This is a genomic window from Streptomyces sp. SD31 (assembly GCF_052068475.1).
Lineage (GTDB): Bacteria > Actinomycetota > Actinomycetes > Streptomycetales > Streptomycetaceae > Streptomyces.
In genome coordinates this window covers 33,727-50,389 of sequence record NZ_JBQHCX010000010.1, presented here as the reverse complement: position 1 = coordinate 50,389, position 16,663 = coordinate 33,727, and the positions used below count along the sequence as shown (strand labels likewise).

Sequence of the window (16,663 nt, the reverse complement as noted above, 5' to 3'; positions counted from 1 at the left end):
GCCCCGAAGGACCCCCCCACCCCCCACCTCAGCGTTTTCCGCTCCCCCCGAATCCACACCCATCACCAGGAGGCGCCCGATGGAAGCCAACCGGATAGGACGCAGAACCGTACTCCGCACCGCAGGCGCGCTGGCCGCCACCACCGCGGTGACCGGCTGCGGCACCCTCATGGGCAACGGCGAAAGCCGAGGCTCGTCGGGCGGCGGTAAGAAGGGGCTCGTCGTCAGCAACAGCGGCGGCGCCTACAACGACGCCTTGACGAAGGCGATCTACGAGCCGTTCGCCAAGGAGACCGGCATCACGGTCACGACGGTCAACTACCAGTCGGCGCAAATCATCGCCCAGGTCAAGCAGGGCCGTCCGCAGGTGGACCTGATGGACAACACACTGCTGAACTTCCAGAAGATGACGCGGCTGGAGTGTCTGGAGCCGGTGGACCACGACCGGCTGAAGAGTGTCAAGGGCGCCGGGATCGCGGAGCACAACCTGCCGGAGCACGCGGTCGGCAAGAACGTGTGGGCGAGCGTGATGGCCTACCGCACGGACAGTCTCAAGCGGGTCCCGAAGAGCTGGGCCGACTTCTGGAACACGGACGCCTTCGCCGGTCCGCGCTCGCTGCAGAGCGCGGAGGCGGACCTGCCGGAGCTGGAGTTCGCGCTGCTGGCCGACGGGGTGCCGCTGGACAAGCTGTACCCGCTCGATGTGGACCGGGCCTTCGCGTCGATGTCGCGGATCCGCGGTGATGTGAAGAAGTTCTGGAACACCGGCGCCCTGCCGGCCGTCCTGCTCGGCCGCAAGGAGGTCGTCGCGACCAGCCTGTGGGGCGGTCGCGCGGACGAGCTCATCAAGCAGGGGATGCCGGTCGCCTACCAGTGGAACGGCGCTCGCAGGATGACCAACGGCTGGGGCATCCCTAAGGGCGCGGACAACACGGACGCGGCCTACAAGCTGATCGACTTCTCGCTGCGGCCCGAGGTGCAGGCGGCCTTCGCCAAGCTCAGCCCCACCGGCGGCCCGGTCGTCCCGGCGGCAGCCAAGCAGCTCTCGGACGATGTCCTGGCCACGCTGCCGACCTCGCCGCAGAACCTCAAGACCGGGTTCGATATCGATGCCGCCTGGTGGGACGAGAACCGTGACGCCGTCATCAAGCGCTGGCAGGAGTGGGCCGATGCCTGAGCGGACCCAGAGTCTGACCGCCGGAAAGCTGTCCGCCGACGACCTCGCCGCTGCCCTGGCCCCTCGCTCCTCCTCACCGACGGGCAAGTCGCTGTCGGTGACGGGGCTGCGCAAGTCCTACGGCGGGACGACGGTGGTCGACGGCGTGGACATGGAGATCGCGGCCGGTGAGTTCGTCACCTTCCTCGGCTCGTCGGGCTCCGGCAAGACGACCACGCTGATGATGCTGGCAGGGTTCACCGAGCCCGACTCCGGCTCCATCGCCGTGGACGGCCATGACATCACCCGGCTCAATCCGGGCAAGCGTGACTTCGGTTTCGTCTTCCAGCAGTACCTGCTCTTCCCCCACATGACGGTCGCCGAGAACGTCGCCTTCCCCCTGCAGCTGCGGGGGGTGGACAAGGCGGAGATCCGCCGCCGCGTGGGTGAGACGCTGGAGGCGGCGGGCCTGTCGAAGTTCGCCGGCCGCAAGCCCCGTGAGCTCTCCGGTGGCCAGCAGCAGCGCGTCGCCCTGTGCCGGGTGCTGGTCTACCGCCCGCCGATCGTGCTGATGGACGAACCGCTCGGCGCGCTGGACAAGAAGCTGCGCGACCAGATGCAGACCGAGATCAAGTCCATTCAGCGCGAACTCGGCCTCACCGTCATCTATGTGACGCACGATCAGGAGGAAGCCCTGGTCCTGTCGGACCGCATCGCCATCATGAAGGACGGCCGCATCGAGCAGTTCGACACCCCCCGCGGCCTGTTCGAACGCCCCCGCACCCCTTTCGTCGCCGACTTCCTCGGCGCCGCCAACTTCCTCACCGGCAAGATCGAGGACGGCCGGGGAGACGACCGCACCCGCGTGCGGCTGGACACCGGCGGCGTCCTCACGGCCCGCGCCCACCCGTGTGCTCCCGGTCAGCGGGTGCGCGCCGCGGTGCGGCCCGGCAAACTCCGCCTGGTCAGTGCCGAGGAGGGCTGCTGTACCGGCACGGTCGAGACGGCCGTCTACGTCGGCTCGCTGACCCGGATCACCGTCCGCCTGGACGGTGCCGCTCCGGGGACGCAGCCGCTGCGGATCGAGACCGCCCACACTCCGCCCCGCCCTGGCGAACGCGTCTGCGTCACCGCAGACCCCGAGGACGTCAGTGTCTTCGATGAGAAGGACGGGGGGTGAGCCCGTGGCCGGCACCGCTCTCGCACCCGGCAAGGTGCGCGTGAAGAAGACGTCCGCGATGCGCGGGCACCGCTCCCGGATCGCGCTGGTCAACGCCGTCCCCGTCACGGTGTTCCTGCTGGTGCTCTTCGTCTACCCGATCATCGGCGTCCTCTCCCTCAGCCTGGAAGGCGACACCGGCGGGTTCACCCTCCACTGGTACGCCGACGCGCTCAGCGGCGTGAACCTGTCCGTGCTGCTCTCCACCCTGCGGATCTCCGCGGAGACCGCGGTGCTCAGCCTGCTGGTGGGGTTCGTCCTGGCGCACGCCATCGCCCGGATGCGGCCCGTCTTCGCCGCGCTGGCCATGCTGATCGTGGTCGTGCCGCACTTCATCAGTGCCCTGGTCCGCACCTACGGCTGGATCATCATGCTGGGTGAACACGGCCTCATCAACACACTGTTGACTTCCCTGCACGTGCCCGGAGCCCCGTTCTCGCTGCTCTACAACGAGATCGGTGTCGTCATCGGGACCACCTCCGTCATGCTCCCCTACACGGTCCTCGTGCTCCAGGGCGTGATGCGGGGCGTCGACGGCCGGCTCCTGGCCGCAGCGGCAGGCTTCGGCGCGAGCCGGTTCACCATCTTCCGCAGGATCTACCTGCCGCTGGTGGCGCCCGGGATCGGCACGGCCGGGCTGCTGAGCTTCATCCTGTGCCTGGGCTACTACATCACCCCAGCTCTGATGGGCGGCGACAAGCAGACCGTGGTCGCGGCGCTGATCGACCAGCAGGTGATGAAGCAGGACCAGTGGAACTCCGCCGCCGCCTTCGGTGTGATCCTGCTGCTGCTCACCTTCGCCGGCCTCGGCGTGCTCGGCCTGGCCAAGCTCCGCCGCAAGAAGGCGCACGCACGAAGGAGCGGCTCATGATGGAACTGCCTCCCACTCGGGCCGGACACATCGGCCGCGCCCTGAGCGCCACCGCCATCCTGCTCTTCCTGGCCATGCCCATCGTCATCATCCTGGTCACCTCCTTCGGTGCCGACGGCATCGGCACCTTCCCGCCCAAGGAGTACAGCACCCGCTGGTACGAGCAGATGGCCGCACCCGGCGGCAACTGGGCCACCTCCATCGCCCTGTCCAGTCTCGTCGCCTCGCTGACCACGGTGTTCTCCCTGATCCTGGGCGTCACCGCCGCCACCGCCCTGGCCCGCGGCCGACTGCCCCTGCACGCGGCGGTCTACGGACTGGTCCTGGCCCCCATGCTCATCCCCCAAGTGGTCATCGCCCTCGGCCTGTTCCTGTTCTTCGAACCCGTCGGCATGCTCGGCAGCCCCCTCGCCATCGCCCTCGGCCACACGGTGCTCGCCGCACCGATCGCGATCCTCATCATGATCTCCACCCTGAAGGGCATCGACGAACGGCTCGAAGACGCCGCCGCCAGCATGGGCGCCAGCCGGATGACCATCGCCCGGCGGATCACCTTCCCGCTGGCCACACCCGGCCTGATCGCGGCAGCGGTGTTCTCCTTCATCACCAGCTTCGACGAGTTCTTCATCGCCCAGTTCATGTCCACACCGGACACCCGAACCCTGCCGGTCCTCGTCTTCAACGCCCTCCAGTTCGACGTCGACCCGACCGTCACCGCCGTCAGCGCCGTGCTCATCGCACTCGCCATCCTCGCCCTCGCCCTGGTCGCCCTCGTCCGCAAACTCGGCGGCCACCGCAACGGCCAGAACGCCCTCCCCGTCGAACCCCTCACCTGAGCCTTTTCGCCGGCACGGGCCGCCGTGCCACCGCTGACAGCGCCGTCGGCCGGGCCCCTGGTACTGCCCGGCCGCGCCCCGCTTCGAAACTCCCCGCAGAGGACCCGACATGAAGACGATTCCCTACTGGATAGAAACCGCTGGGGTGTTTCCCGACCGGTCCGGCAAGCCGCTGACCGAGGACACCGACCTGGTGGTCATCGGCGCCGGCCTGACGGGTCTGTCCACCGCCCTGCACTCCGCCCGCAAGGGCGCCCGCGTCACCCTCGTCGAGAAGGGCCAGATCGGCTCCGGTGCCTCCGCCCGCAACGGCGGCATGGCCAACCTGGGCTTCACCATCGGCGTGAGCCAGGCCATCCGCCGGTACGGACTCGACCGGGCCCGCGAGATCTACAACTCCTACGGCGAGGCCGTGGACACCGTCGAGCGGCTCGTGAACGAGGAGTCCATCGACTGCCAGTTCCGCCGCGTCGGACGCCTGGGCGTCGCGTCCCGCCCCGCCCACTTCGAGAGCAAGAAGGCCCAACAGCGCGACTTGGCCAAGTACTTCGGACACGAGACCACTCTGATCGGCAAGGCCGAGCTGCGTTCCGAGATCGGCTCCGACGCCTACCACGGCGGCCTGCTCGACCCGTTCAGCGCCGCACTGCACGTCGGCCGCTTCGTGCGCGGTATGGCCGAGGCGTGCGAGCGCACCGGTGTCGAGATCCACGAGCGCAACGCGGCCATCGGCGTGCGGCGTACCGCCGCCGGCCGGTTCGAGGTCAGCACCGAGCGCGGTGTGATCCGCGCCGGGCAGGTCATGATGGCCACCGACGCCTACACCGACAAGAACTTCCCGTGGCTGCGCCGCCAGCAGGTCTGCGTGGGCAGCTTCATCATCGTCACCGAGCCGCTCGGCGAGGAACTCGCCCGGGACATCATCCCCAAGGGCCGCCTCATCGTCGACTCCAACAAGGTCTGCCACTACTTCCGGCTCACCCCGGACAACCGGCTGCTGTTCGGCGGCCGCGCCCGCTTCGCACCGTCCGACCCGACCTCGGACAAGAAGAGCGGAGCGGTCCTGTTCCGTGAGATGTGCGAGATCTTCCCCCAGCTCTCCCGGACCAAGATCGAGTACGTGTGGGGCGGCTCCGTCGGCTTCGCCATGGACCGCATCGTGCACGCCGGGCAGACCGAGGACGGCGTCTACTACTCCATGGGATACGCCGGCCACGGCGTGCAGATGGCCACGCACATGGGGCACGTCATGGCCGAGGTGATGGACGGCCACCCCGAGGTCAGCCCCGTCCGCGACATCGCCCCGCCCCGCATCCCCCTCTACAACGGCACCGCCTGGTTCCTGCCCTTCGCGGGCGCCTACTACAAGACGCTGGACCGCATCCGCTGACCGGTCGACAGCCCCTCTACACCTACAAGGAGATACCCACGATGACTGTCGTCCGCGATGTTCCCAAGCAGCTGTTCATCGGCGGTGGCTGGCAGGACGCCGAGTCCGGCCGGACCCTGTCCGTCGACAACCCGGCCACCGGCGAGGAACTGTGCCAGGTCGCCGACGCCTCACCCGCCGACGGCCGGCGTGCCGTCGAGGCGGCGGTCGCCGCGCAGGCCGCCTGGGCCGCCACCGCGCCCCGCGTGCGCAGCGAGATCCTGCGCCGCGCCTACGACATCATCATCGCGCGCACCGAGGACCTCGCGCTGCTGATGACCCTGGAGATGGGCAAGCCCCTGGCCGAGGCACGTGCCGAAGTCGCCTACGCGGCGGAGTTCTTCCGCTGGTTCTCCGAGGAAGCCGTCCGCATCGACGGCGGCATGATGACCGCCCCCGACGGCAGGAACCGCCTGCTGGTCACCCGTCAGCCCGTCGGCCCCTGCCTGCTCATCACCCCCTGGAACTTCCCCCTGGCGATGGGCACCCGCAAGATCGGCCCCGCCATCGCCGCCGGCTGCACCATCGTCCTCAAACCCGCCCCTCAGACCCCCCTGTCCAGCCTCGCCCTGGCGGAGATCCTCACCGAAGCGGGTCTGCCGGCCGGTGTGCTGAACATCGTCACCACCACCGACGCGGCCGGCGTCGTCGAACCCCTGCTGCGCGGCGGGCAGATCCGCAAGCTCTCCTTCACCGGCTCCACCCAGGTCGGCCGGATCCTGCTGGCCCAGTGCGCCGACACCGTCATCCGCACCTCCATGGAACTGGGCGGCAACGCCCCCCTCATCGTCTTCGACGACGCCGACCTCGACGTGGCCATCGAGGGCACCATGGTCGCCAAGATGCGCAACATGGGCGAATCCTGCTGCGCAGCCAACCGCATCTTCGTCCACACCTCCGTCGCCGAGGAGTTCGCCTCCCGCCTCGCCGCCCGCATGGCCGCCCTCACCGTCGGGCCCGGCACCGAACCCGGCACCGACGTCGGCCCCCTCATCGACATCGCCGGCCGCAGCAAGGCCCACGACCTGGTGCGGGACGCCGTCAAACGGGGCGCCACCGTGCTGACCGGCGGTGAACTCCCCGAAGGACCGGGCTGCTTCTACCCGCCCACCGTCCTCACCGGCATCGCCCCCGACTCCGCGATCATCGACACCGAGATCTTCGGCCCCGTCGCCGCGATCCGCACCTTCGAGACCGAGGACGAGGCCGTCTCCGCCGCCAACGACACCGAATTCGGTCTGGCCGCCTACCTGTTCACCCAGAACCTCGACCGTGCCCTGCGCGTCGCCGAACGCCTCGAAAGCGGCATGATCGGCATCAACACCGGATTGGTCTCCAACCCCGCCGCGCCCTTCGGCGGCGTCAAGCAGTCCGGCCTGGGCCGCGAAGGCGGACGCGTCGGTATCGACGAGTTCCTGGAGTACAAGTACCTGGCCGTCCCCGTCGGAGCCTGACATGCGCGCCCGACTCGTCGTCCTCTACCGCGGCAACCGGCCCCCCGCCACCGCACTCATCGAACGCCTCGCGGACACCGTCTACGCCACCGAGGAGGAACTGCCCTACCTCCTCCCCGGCGCCGACGTCCTCCTGGCCTGGGTGACCATCACCCCGGCCATCCGCGAGGCCTGGCCCGACGATCCGGAGAAGGCACCCCGCTGGGTCCACGCGGCCTCAGCGGGCGTGGACTCCTTCCTGTTCCCCGCCCTGGTGGACGATCCGCGCGTTGTCCTGACCAACGCCCGCGGGGTCTACGAACAGCCGACCGCCGAGTACGTCCTCGGAATGATCCTCGCCCTCGCCAAGGACTTCCCCGGCACCTGGGAGCACCAGCGGCGCCGCGAGTGGCGTCCGCGCCCCAGTGACGGCATCACCGGATGCACCGCGCTGGTCTGGGGGACGGGGCCGATCGGCCGGGCCATCGCCCGGCTGCTGCGCGCCGTCGGGATGCGTGTGTGCGGCGCGGGCCGCAAGGCCCGCACGGACGACCCCGACTTCGGCACGGTCCACGGTGCGAGGACCCTGCGCTCCGCGCTGACGGAAGCGGACTACGTCGTCCTGGCCGCACCCCTCACCCAGGACACCCGGGGCATGGTCGACGCCTCCGTGCTCGCCGCCATGAAGCCGGGGGCGCGGCTGATCAACGTAGGCCGTGGCGGACTCGTCGACGAGGAGGCGCTGGTCGACCACCTCGCCGCCGGACGGCTCGCCGGCGCAGCCCTGGACGTGTTCGCCCAGGAACCGCTGCCTGCCGATTCTCCCCTGTGGGACATGCCCGGCGTGATGATCTCCCCGCACACGGCGGGCGAGACCACCAGCGAGCGGGAGGCACTCGTCGAAGTGTTCCTCGACAACCTCACCCGACACCTTGAGGGCCGGCCGCTGCGCAACGTGGTGGACAAGCGGCGCGGATACGTGGTCGACGACACGCACCCCGCCTGAAGGCGAGCAGCACGCGACGCCGAGCAGTATGGGGCGATGGGACCGGGCGGTAGCCGCCCGGTCCCATCGCCCCATACCGCATCGCTGAGCTGGGTTTATGAAACGGTCAGGTAGATCTTGCGCACGGTTTCGATGGTCTTCCAGACTCCGACGAAGCCTGGCTTCATGACAAAGCTGTCCCCTGCCTTGTAGACCACCGGCTCGCCGCCTTCCGGCGTGATTTCGATGACGCCGGAAAGGATGTGGCAGAACTCGAAGAGCTCGCCCTTGATCGAGCGTGTCTCGCCGGGCGTGGCTTCCCAGACGCCCGTTTTGATCGTTTCCCCGCGGGCGGCGTCCTGGGCCCAGGTCTTGTAAGTCGGGTTGCCGGAAATCAGGCGTTCCGGCAGCGGGTCGGACTCCTGGGGTGCGAAGGAGGGGTTGGGATCGATGGTCTTCAGGAGCGACATGCTTTTCCTCCACTGGATTTGACAACGACGAAAATCGGGAGCGGACATGCCAGGCGTCACCGGGCGCCTCCGTGTTCCGGCCTCCGCCGCCATGGTGGTGAGGGCGTGCCGATCACCGAAGGCGACATGATGGGCGGCCTCGGCAAGCACCGGATGGACCGTGCCCGGGCATGGTGCATCGAGTATTTCTGACGCCCCGCACGGAGCCCACGCGTGAACTGTCCGTTGCGGGCACGATGTTCGGACGTTGTGTCAGGCGTGAGGCCAAGGGCGGCATTGAGGGCCCCGATCGGTCCAAGGAGCTGCTCATCGTTACCGCCGGCGAGGTCGGCCAGGCGCTGGTCATACCGCAGCGTGGCCAGCATGATCACCGCGATCCGCCCGGCCGGCTTCGACAGCTTCCCCCGCAATGGCTCCATCCGACCCGGCACCGCGGCGTCGATCCCGAGCTCGGCTCCGACGTCCTTGACCATCACCGGCCGCCCGCAGCCTGCACGATCTGCAGCATCCGCTGGTAGTGGGCGGGCAGCGCGGACGCATCCGCCGCCTCGCCGCGATGCGGCATCTTCAGCACCGACCGGCCCGCGACCTGCACCCGCTGCGGTGCACCGGCGATGACACCCTCGACATCGACAGGTGGGGTGGCGTGGTGCGGGGCGCCGCTCCCGTACCTGGACGCTCAGTCCTGCGGCGGCGGGGCCGTGCTCTCGCGGACCACGAGGTGGGTGGCGATCTCGAGGCCGAGCTGAGGGATCTTCTCGCCGCGGCCGAGGGTCAGGGCCAACTCCGTTGCCGCCGCGGCCATTTCGGTCAGTGGCTGGTGCACGGTCGTCAGTGGCGGGTCCACCCAGGCCGTGACCGGTACGTCGTCGTAGCCGACCACGCTCAGGTCCTCCGGGATGCGCAGGCCGGCCTCGCGTGCCGCCTGGTAGACGCCGAGCGCCTGCATGTCGTTCGCGGTGAAGATCGCGGTCGGCCGGTCGGGGCGGGCCAGCAGTTCGGCCGCCGCGGCGTGCCCGTCCTCCCGGGTCAGCTGCACGCGGACGATCAGCTCCGGGTCCACCGGAAGCCCGGCCGCCTCCAGCGCCGAGCGGTAACCGGCCATCCGCGCCAGGCAGAACGCGTGATCGGGGCCGCTGATCATGGCGATGCGCCGATGGCCGAGGCCGATCAGGTGGCGTGCCGCGGACTGGCCGCCTCTGAAGTGCGTGGCGGCGACGTACGGGACACCGTCGGGGACGTCGTCGATCGGGTCGAAGACGACGTACGGGATGCTGTTCGACGCGAGGCGGTCGCGCTCCGCGTCGGAGAGCCAGGACACCGACAGGACGGCCTGCGGGCGCCGCCCCGCGGTCTCCTCCATCGCGGTCTTCGAGTCGTGCAGGCCGAGCTTGGAGACCAGCACCCCGATCCGGTTCTTGCTGGCCACCTCTTCCACGCCGCGCAGGATCTCCACGCCCCACATGCTCTCCAGCTCGCGGAAGACCAGCTCCACGATCTTCTGGCGGCGGCTTCCCGGGGGCTTGCGGTACCCGTACTCGTTGATCAGTTTCTCGACCCGGGCCCGGGTCTCGTCGGACACCCCCGAGCGGCCGTTGAGCACCTTGGACACGGTGGGTACCGAGACGCCGGCCGACTCCGCGATGTACGCGATGGTCACCGACGGCAGCCCGCCGCCCGACGCGGCCTCCTTGCCGTCCTTCGCCGCATCCTCGCTCTTGGCCGCCACGGCTGCCTTTCCTCGTTCCTTGGGCCTGCCTTTCGCCCACCTCTGCGTGCGCCCGCCCACACGGCGCCATTCTGGCATCGGAGCACGAGCGGGCTCAGCCGGTCCCGGGCCGTGCGCGTGCGGGGACGGCGGCGGGGCGCTCACCCGTACTCCTGATGGTGACTTTCCGCCCGACTTTCGGCCGCGGTGAGCAGCGACCCCATGATCTCCCGTACGTGTCAAGCGAGTTGACCGCTCGCGGTGTGCGGGGGTGCCGGTGGCGAGGGCGGTGCGGCGACGGGAGCGTGCCTGTCCCCGCCGCCGCGGACAGCCCAAGCCTGCCGGCGGATGTCATCGCTCCTCCGCGGGGGCGTCCGGTTCGGCGGCGAGGACGCGGACGTCCCAGGCGCCGAGTCGTACGGGCGTACCGGCCGGGAGCACGCCGCCGTCGAGGGCGTCGGTCAGCTGCACGGGTACCGTGACGGTCGCAGGCTCCCAGCTCCAGTTGTGGACCACGTGGACGCGGCGGCCGTCGGGGGAGGTGCCGGTCGAGACCGTGACCGAGCCGGGCAGGTCCCGCCAGCCGCTGCGCGGGGTGGGCGCGAGCCATGCGGCGAGCGCGCGGGCCGGCTCGCGGCCGGGCACGGTGCCCACGCACGTGACGCGACCCGCGCCGTGGCGGCGGGTGGTGACGGCCGGCCAGCGCCCGAAGTGCGGGTGGTCGTACTCGGCCAGGACGTCGGCGTCCTCGACGGCCAGGCCCTCCACCCAACGGGTGGCCACCGCGTCGCCCGCCAGCTGGAGCGGGCTGTCCGGTGCGGTGCGCAGCGGCAGGTCGGCGTGCAGGTTGCTGAACTCGTCGTACCGGACGCCCGCGGCCCGCACCAGTCGCGCCGGTGTCACCTCGTGGCGGGCCCGCGCCTCATGGTCGCCGTAGCCGGTGCGGGGACCGAGGACGAGGTGGCCGCCCGCCTCCGCGTAAGCGCCGAGCCAGTCGAGCATCCCGTCGTCCGCCACGTACAGCGCGGCAGCGATGAGCACGGGGTGCAGCTCGGCCGCCGACTCCGGTGTCAGCCCCGGGCGTTCGCCGCGCGGGTCGTGCAACTGGCGTGCGTGCAGGATCCGTACCTGGCGCCCCGCCTCGAACGCGCCCCGGTAGAACGGGTCGAAGATGCCCTCGTACGCATCCCCGTCCGGACCGCCGTCGGGACCCGCGAGCGGCGGGTACTTGTTCATCAGCCACTTGCTCGGCGCCGAGTACACCATCGCGATGTCGGCGTCCGGTGTGATCCCGGCGACCAGGTCTCCAGCCCGCTCGAACTCCGCTCCCAAACGGGCGAGTTCGCGGTAGGCGCGGCCCGGCCGTCCGCTGTGCGGGAGGATCCCGCCCCAGTACGTCTCGGCGCCGAAGTGCAGCGTGTGCCAGTGCCAGTACTCGATCATGCGGGCCCCGCGCGCGACCAGCACCCACGCGGCCTGTCGCCACTGCCCGTCGAAGGCGGGCCGGTTGTCCGAAGTGCCGCCGATGGCCTGGGCGTTGGTCTCCGTGATCAGGAACGGCTCCTGGCGCGAGGAGTAGATCCGGTCGGCGCTGTGGTACAGCGTCCATGCCCCGTACGACATCCATTGCCCCGGCAGCTTCTCGTGCGGCGGCTCCGGCATGGTGAGGCTGTCCTGCATGTCGTAGTACGGGTTGCCCGCGGTGACGTCCAGGCTGTCGGTGAGTTCGTCGTCCTCCAGGCCGGGAGACCAGTAGGCCAGGCACGTGGTGACGAACTGGCCCGGCCTCGCGTACTCACGCACGATGCCGGCCTGCCAGGCGATGAACTCGGTGGTCTGCCGGGCCGAGAACGCCCGCCAGGCCAGGTCGTACTGCGGCTGTGCGTTGCCCTCCGGCTTCCACAGGTCGGCCCAGGTGGACAGTCGGTGCGACCAGTACACCAGCCCCCACTCGCGGTTGAGGGTCTCCACATCGCCGTACCGCTGCCGCAGGTCGTCCACGAACCGCTGGAAGACACCGTGGTTGTGCGGCAGCCGCGGGCCGGGCTCGTTGTCGACCTGGAAACCGATGACCGCGGGATGGCCGGCGTAACGGGCCGCGATCGCGCGGATCACCCGCTCCGCGTGGAAACGGAAGGCCGGGTGCGTGATGTCGACCTCCTGCCGGCCACCCCACGCGGCGCGCCGCCCGGTGGCGTCCTCGGCGGCGATCTCCGGGCACTGCCGGGCCAGCCACGGCGGCACCGCGTAGGTGGGGGTGCCGAGCACGACGGAGATGCCGCGCTCGTGGGCGCCGTCGAGGACGGGCTGCAGCCAGTCGAGCTCGAAGCGGCCGTTCTCGGGCTCCCAGGTGGACCACACCGATTCGCCGACCCGTATGACGGTGAACTTGGCCTCGGCCATGAGATCGAGGTCGGTCTTGAGCCGCTCGTACGGCTGGTACTCGTGGTAGTAGGCGGCGCCGAACAGGACGCGCGGGGGCAGTGTGGTCATGGAAGTGCTCATGAAATGGAAGTCCTCATGAAGGGTCCCGGCTGCCGGGAGCGGGAACGTTGGACCCGGCAGCCGGGAGGATGGGGGGCGGGGATCAGACGGTCGAACCGGCCACCGACGTACCGGACTTGACCACCTGATAGGTGATCTTGGTGCCACTGTAGAAGTGGAACGTCAGCGTCACCGGTGCGTTGTCACGCAGCGAGGTGAGGAACTTTTCGGTGAGGGTGATGGTGTTGGCCGCGTAGTCGGGGGTGAAGGAGATGTTGAACTCCTGGAACGGCGTCCAGGCGGTGGGCCCGGCGGTGGTGCCGTCGCCGTACTTGGCCTCCATGGTGGCGAGGTGGTCCCCGCGGAACCGGGTGGGGATGGCGAGCGCGGAGGTGGTGCCCGAAGCGCCGGTCTGCCGCGGGGCGTCGTACGTCGCCACATGGAGCTTCCAGGGCCGGCCCTGCGAGAACCTGGCCTGGAGCGTGGCGTTGTCACCGTACGAGCGGTCTCCGACCAGGCGGGTCAGTGCGGCGGTCTTCAGGGTGAGCTTGTCTCCGGAGACGGTGTAGTCCTTGCCCGCCACCAGCCTCCGGTCACCGTGCCAAAGACCGCGGAACGACAGGCCGTTGCGGTTCAGCGTGAGCGACTGGTCCGTGATCTGTCCGGACTTGGGGACGAAGAGGCGGTCGAAGGACGTCGAGCCCGAGCGGGTGGTCCAGCTCGTCCTGATCAGGTCGAAGAGCTCCTGGTCCCGCCACTGGAAGGTCTCGCGATTCAGATAGGCGAAGGGGTCCCACAGGGCGGTGGTCACTCCGGTCCGGCGTGCCGCGTCGCCGAAGTGCTCGAAGTACTTGAGGGCCTCGCCCCGCTCGACACGGGAGGGGTGGTGGTGGTCCGGCCAGCTGAGCAGCCCGTACTCACCGAGGTAGACCGGGATGCCGCGCGCGACGAAGGTGTCGCGCATGCGCTGGAAGGCACCGTCGAGGTCCTTGCGTGCGGTCTCGTCGTAGTGGGTGCCACCCGCGATGTTCACGCTGAACGGGAACCAGCTGTAATAGTGCACGGTGGCGACCAGGTTGGGGTCGTTCAGGGACTTGATCGTGTTGTAGAGCGTGTCCATGAGCGGCTGGTCAGGCTTGCAGTAGATCGTGGGCAGCACGAGCAGGCGGTTGGTGTTCTGCCCGCCCGAGCCGCGGACGATCTTGTGGAACGACGTGTTCAGCTCGTTCAGGAACGTGGCCTTCTGCTCGTCAGTGGCGTTCTCGAACTCGGGCTCGTTGATGCTCTCGAAGAGCAGGGTGCGCGGTTTGTCCTTGAACGTCGACGAGATCTGCGTCCAGAGGGAGTTGAAGCGGGCCATCACGCCGTCATGGTCGGTGGCCATCTTGCCGACCCACTGCCACGAGTCGTGGTGCACGTTGAGCACCACATAGAGCCCTTCGGCCAGCGCGAAGTCGGTGACCTCCTCCACCCGGTCCATGTACGTGGCGTCCACGGCGTACGGTGGTGGACTGGTGGTCGGTCCAGGTGACCGGGATACGAACGCTGCGGAAGCCCTCCGAGCGGATCTTCGCCAGGTGCGCCCTGGTGGTGAGCGGGTTGCCCCAGGAGGTCTCCTGCGGGAAGGCGTCCAGGGTGTTGCCGAGGTTCCAGCTGGGCTGCATCGCGGCGACGGCGCCCTTGGCGTTCGCGGGCACGCGCGGCACCTGCGGGGCGGCGTTGGCCGCCGGAGCGGTGAGCCCGGCGCCGAGCAGCAGTCCGGCGGTGGCGACCAGGGCGAGCAGCATGTTCGCTATGCGCCTCGGGAGCCGTCTCGCGGCTTGGTACGAGTCGGTCATGTCCCTTGGGTCCCTTTCGGTTTCTGGATGGGTGTGGGGGTGCCCCGCCTGCGGGACGTGCGTACAGGCGGAAATCCAGGGGTTTCTCCGGCGTCGGGTCAGGCCGTCGGCTCGTACGCGAACCAGTCGGCGTGGACAGTGCCTTCTTGATCTTGCCGCCGGACAAGTACCGGCTTCATGGTCAGTTCGACGCCGAGCGCCTTGTTCATGGCCTCGTAGAACGAGTTGCCCGGCGAGGGCACGGTGCCCCACAGCGGCGTGACCGCGGTGTACTTTCCTCCGCGGCCCGGCACCCCGTCGACGGTCTCCGGGCGCTCGGTCGGGTAGCGCAGGAAGCCCGGGTCCGTCACCGCGCCCTCGCTGCCCTGGACGGGGGCGATGTCGGGCTTGACGGCGTTGCGCGGGACGTAGGCCGGCAGGGCCTTCTTCAGGCCGGACTTGGAGTTGCCTCCGGTGTTCTGCCTGCCCCCGCCTCCGCAGGCCGACAGCAGGGGACCCGCTGCGGCGACCGCGGCGACCGACGCTGCCGCGCCGACGAACCTTCTGCGGTTGAACTCTTGAGTCATGGGGGTGGCCCTTTCGCCCTCGGATGGCACTCGGGATCGCACGGGAACCGCGCTCGGTGGCAGCCGGAACTGTCGAAGCGCTTCACCTAGAGGTGGAAGTTAACGAGGTGTTTCGTTCGAAACAAGGGGTCGAACGAAAAGAAACTTTCTTCAGCTTGGGGCGTTGACGCCCTGTGACGGGCGATGGCAGCGTCGATCGCGCTTCCCCAACTTCCGTCTGTCTCCCGCATGTCGAGGTTGTCGCCCCGTGAGTTCTGCTCTCTAGGCGGAGACCGACCGGCCCCCGTTCTGCGATCCCGCCCTGCCACTGTCGAAGCGCATCGACGACGTGGTCGGAGGGCTCACGCTCGACGAACGGCTCGCGATGCTGCATCAGTACGCACCGGCTGTGCCGCGCCTCGGCATCGCCCCCTTCCGTATCGGCAGCGAGGCCCTGCACGGCGTCTCCTGGCTCGGGGTGGCGACCGTCTTCCCGCAGGCTGTCGGCCGCCGAGCAGGGAGCCAACTCGCTGCAGGCCTGGGCACCCGTGCTCAACCTGCTGCGCGACCCGCGCTGGGGGCAACGAGGAGGGCTGCTCCGAGGAGGAGTACGACCTGGCTGCCTTCCGCCCCGTCGTCGCCTCCGGCGCCGCGACCGGCGCCATGGCCGCGTACAACCCGGTCAACGGCCGTCCCTGCCACGTCAGTCCGCTGATCGAGACGGAGCTGCGCCATGGCCGGGCGTGCGCACGGCGCTGACCTGCGCATGTGCGCCACCGTGGCGGTTGAGCGGCGGTAGCGGCTGGTGCCGCTACCGCCGGGAGTGGCCCGCGCGGCTGCCGAACCCCAGCCCAGGATGGAGAACTCGTCCGACCCGGGCTGAAGCCCATGGTGACCGACGGGCTGTCGGCAGGCCCCTCTTACAGGTCTTCGTCGTCGATGGGTTCGGGTTCGCGGGTGTAGGCCAGGTCGAGGACGTAGCGTTCGGCGAAGGGACTGTTGTTCCAGGCTTCGGTGAGCTGGTCTTCGGGGGAGTCGTCGGTGAGCTGGTCGAGGGTGGTGTTGTAGTAGTCGCCTGCGGCCTGGCGGCCCTGCCACCAGGCGTGGCCTTCGTAGACGCCGGGGCGGGGCAGGGTGATCTCGTCGGCGGGGCCGCGGTCGAGTTGGCCGATGACCAGGGTGCCCGTTTCGGATTCGAGGCTGATGTCGGTGTGGCCTTCGGCCTCGGTGGGCGGGGCGGGTGGGGTGTCCCAGATGCGGATGGTCATCTGGACTTCCATGTCCTGTTGCAGGCTGAGGAGGTACAGGTGGTAGCCGTTGCCGGCCACCACCTGTGTCTCGGCGGCGTCCAGGGCTGCTTCGTCGCCGAGGTAGGCGTCAGCGTCGTAGACCTCCAGCACGCGGCGGCCGGGGGTGGCGGTGACGTTGTGTTCGGCGAGAAGCGCCATGGTCAGTGGTGTCTTCCTGCTAGTGGGACGGCGTCCTGCCCGTCCAGACACTCCTCGCCGAATGGCCGGACGGCCAGGCACTCCGACGGACTACTGGATATCGAACCTGCCCGCCACCGCACCGGCCGCTGTCCACGCCTGCACCGCGGAGCGCAGCGTGCCGGTCGTCCCGATGCGGACGGCCTGAATTCCCTTTTCAAGCCCGCCGGTTCGTCCGGCGGGTTTTGGCGTTCTCGCTCTT

Annotated in this window: 14 protein-coding genes and 1 pseudogene; 9 read left to right on the top strand and 6 right to left on the bottom strand. The window is 69.5% G+C overall.

Annotation, left to right across the window (positions count from 1 at the left end; all coding sequences use genetic code 11):
* Positions 1–79: 79 nt before the first annotated feature.
* The 7 genes from ACTMVF_RS22260 to ACTMVF_RS22230 all read left to right on the top strand — a co-directional run bounded on the left by ACTMVF_RS22260 (position 80) and on the right by ACTMVF_RS22230 (position 7,950).
* Complete coding sequence (locus ACTMVF_RS22260) at positions 80–1,177, top strand: extracellular solute-binding protein (RefSeq protein WP_441272847.1); 1,098 nt, start codon at positions 80–82, stop codon at positions 1,175–1,177.
* A complete protein-coding gene (locus ACTMVF_RS22255) occupies positions 1,170–2,336 on the top strand; it encodes an ABC transporter ATP-binding protein (RefSeq protein WP_441272846.1) in 1,167 nt (388 codons plus the stop codon). The genes ACTMVF_RS22260 and ACTMVF_RS22255 overlap by 8 nt, the downstream gene beginning before the upstream one ends.
* Positions 2,337–2,340: 4 nt before the next feature.
* Complete coding sequence (locus ACTMVF_RS22250; protein WP_441272845.1) at positions 2,341–3,246, top strand: ABC transporter permease; 906 nt, start codon at positions 2,341–2,343, stop codon at positions 3,244–3,246.
* Positions 3,243–4,082, top strand: a complete 840-nt coding sequence (locus ACTMVF_RS22245) for an ABC transporter permease (RefSeq protein ID WP_441272844.1) — start codon at positions 3,243–3,245, stop codon at positions 4,080–4,082. Before ACTMVF_RS22250 ends, ACTMVF_RS22245 begins: the two co-directional genes overlap by 4 nt.
* Positions 4,083–4,191: 109 nt before the next feature.
* The gene (locus tag ACTMVF_RS22240) at positions 4,192–5,472 is read left to right on the top strand and encodes an NAD(P)/FAD-dependent oxidoreductase (RefSeq protein ID WP_441272843.1); all 1,281 of its coding nucleotides are present in this window, start codon (positions 4,192–4,194) and stop codon (positions 5,470–5,472) included.
* A gap of 41 nt (positions 5,473–5,513) precedes the next feature.
* Positions 5,514–6,965 (top strand): NAD-dependent succinate-semialdehyde dehydrogenase, encoded by a 1,452-nt coding sequence (locus tag ACTMVF_RS22235; RefSeq protein ID WP_441272842.1) that lies wholly within the window; start codon positions 5,514–5,516, stop codon positions 6,963–6,965.
* Between the two features lies 1 nt (position 6,966).
* Positions 6,967–7,950 carry a D-2-hydroxyacid dehydrogenase gene (locus ACTMVF_RS22230; RefSeq protein ID WP_441272841.1) on the top strand — a complete coding sequence of 328 codons (984 nt, stop codon included), beginning with the start codon at positions 6,967–6,969 and terminating at the stop codon, positions 7,948–7,950.
* 95 nt (positions 7,951–8,045) lie between these two features.
* On the opposite strand, the gene ACTMVF_RS22225 is transcribed toward ACTMVF_RS22230, so the two are convergent.
* Positions 8,046–8,549: a cupin domain-containing protein gene (locus tag ACTMVF_RS22225; RefSeq protein WP_441272840.1), complete on the bottom strand. Its 504-nt coding sequence runs from the start codon at positions 8,547–8,549 to the stop codon at positions 8,046–8,048.
* A 20-nt stretch (positions 8,550–8,569) separates the two neighbouring features.
* On the opposite strand from ACTMVF_RS22225, the gene ACTMVF_RS22220 reads away from it, so the two are divergent.
* On the top strand, positions 8,570–8,917 hold the full coding sequence (locus ACTMVF_RS22220) for a hypothetical protein (RefSeq protein ID WP_441272839.1): 348 nt from the start codon (positions 8,570–8,572) through the stop codon (positions 8,915–8,917).
* Positions 8,918–9,078: 161 nt separating this feature from the next.
* On the opposite strand, the gene ACTMVF_RS22215 is transcribed toward ACTMVF_RS22220, so the two are convergent.
* The 4 genes from ACTMVF_RS22215 to ACTMVF_RS22200 all read right to left on the bottom strand — a co-directional run bounded on the left by ACTMVF_RS22215 (position 9,079) and on the right by ACTMVF_RS22200 (position 14,995).
* Positions 9,079–10,059 carry a LacI family DNA-binding transcriptional regulator gene (locus ACTMVF_RS22215; RefSeq protein WP_441273091.1) on the bottom strand — a complete coding sequence of 327 codons (981 nt, stop codon included), beginning with the start codon at positions 10,057–10,059 and terminating at the stop codon, positions 9,079–9,081.
* A gap of 399 nt (positions 10,060–10,458) precedes the next feature.
* Positions 10,459–12,600 carry a beta-galactosidase gene (locus ACTMVF_RS22210; protein ID WP_441273090.1) on the bottom strand — a complete coding sequence of 714 codons (2,142 nt, stop codon included), beginning with the start codon at positions 12,598–12,600 and terminating at the stop codon, positions 10,459–10,461.
* A 94-nt stretch (positions 12,601–12,694) separates the two neighbouring features.
* A complete protein-coding gene (locus ACTMVF_RS22205) occupies positions 12,695–14,086 on the bottom strand; it encodes a cellulase family glycosylhydrolase (protein WP_441272838.1) in 1,392 nt (463 codons plus the stop codon).
* Positions 14,087–14,527: 441 nt separating this feature from the next.
* Positions 14,528–14,995, bottom strand: a complete 468-nt coding sequence (locus ACTMVF_RS22200; protein ID WP_441272837.1) for a hypothetical protein — start codon at positions 14,993–14,995, stop codon at positions 14,528–14,530.
* 301 nt (positions 14,996–15,296) lie between these two features.
* On the opposite strand from ACTMVF_RS22200, the pseudogene ACTMVF_RS22195 reads away from it, so the two are divergent.
* Positions 15,297–15,706 (top strand): annotated as a pseudogene (locus tag ACTMVF_RS22195) (glycoside hydrolase); the annotation flags it as partial.
* Between the two features lie 188 nt (positions 15,707–15,894).
* Here ACTMVF_RS22195 and ACTMVF_RS22190 read toward each other — a convergent pair.
* Entirely contained in the window at positions 15,895–16,422 is a 528-nt protein-coding gene (locus ACTMVF_RS22190; protein ID WP_441272836.1) for a hypothetical protein, read from the bottom strand.
* Between the last annotated feature and the right edge of the window lie 241 nt (positions 16,423–16,663).

What these genes read in the sequence shown, in the direction of transcription:
- ACTMVF_RS22260 (WP_441272847.1), top strand. Translation starts at nt 80, where the DNA reads ATGGAAGCCAACCGGATAGGACGCAGAACCGTACTCCGCACCGCAGGC.
- ACTMVF_RS22255 (WP_441272846.1), top strand. Translation starts at nt 1,170, where the DNA reads ATGCCTGAGCGGACCCAGAGTCTGACCGCCGGAAAGCTGTCCGCCGAC.
- ACTMVF_RS22245 (WP_441272844.1), top strand. Translation starts at nt 3,243, where the DNA reads ATGATGGAACTGCCTCCCACTCGGGCCGGACACATCGGCCGCGCCCTG.
- ACTMVF_RS22240 (WP_441272843.1), top strand. Translation starts at nt 4,192, where the DNA reads ATGAAGACGATTCCCTACTGGATAGAAACCGCTGGGGTGTTTCCCGAC.
- ACTMVF_RS22235 (WP_441272842.1), top strand. Translation starts at nt 5,514, where the DNA reads ATGACTGTCGTCCGCGATGTTCCCAAGCAGCTGTTCATCGGCGGTGGC.
- ACTMVF_RS22230 (WP_441272841.1), top strand. Translation starts at nt 6,967, where the DNA reads ATGCGCGCCCGACTCGTCGTCCTCTACCGCGGCAACCGGCCCCCCGCC.
- ACTMVF_RS22220 (WP_441272839.1), top strand. Translation starts at nt 8,570, where the DNA reads ATGGTGCATCGAGTATTTCTGACGCCCCGCACGGAGCCCACGCGTGAA.
- ACTMVF_RS22210 (WP_441273090.1), bottom strand. Translation starts at nt 12,600, where the DNA reads ATGACCACACTGCCCCCGCGCGTCCTGTTCGGCGCCGCCTACTACCAC.
- ACTMVF_RS22200 (WP_441272837.1), bottom strand. Translation starts at nt 14,995, where the DNA reads ATGACTCAAGAGTTCAACCGCAGAAGGTTCGTCGGCGCGGCAGCGTCG.
- ACTMVF_RS22190 (WP_441272836.1), bottom strand. Translation starts at nt 16,422, where the DNA reads ATGGCGCTTCTCGCCGAACACAACGTCACCGCCACCCCCGGCCGCCGC.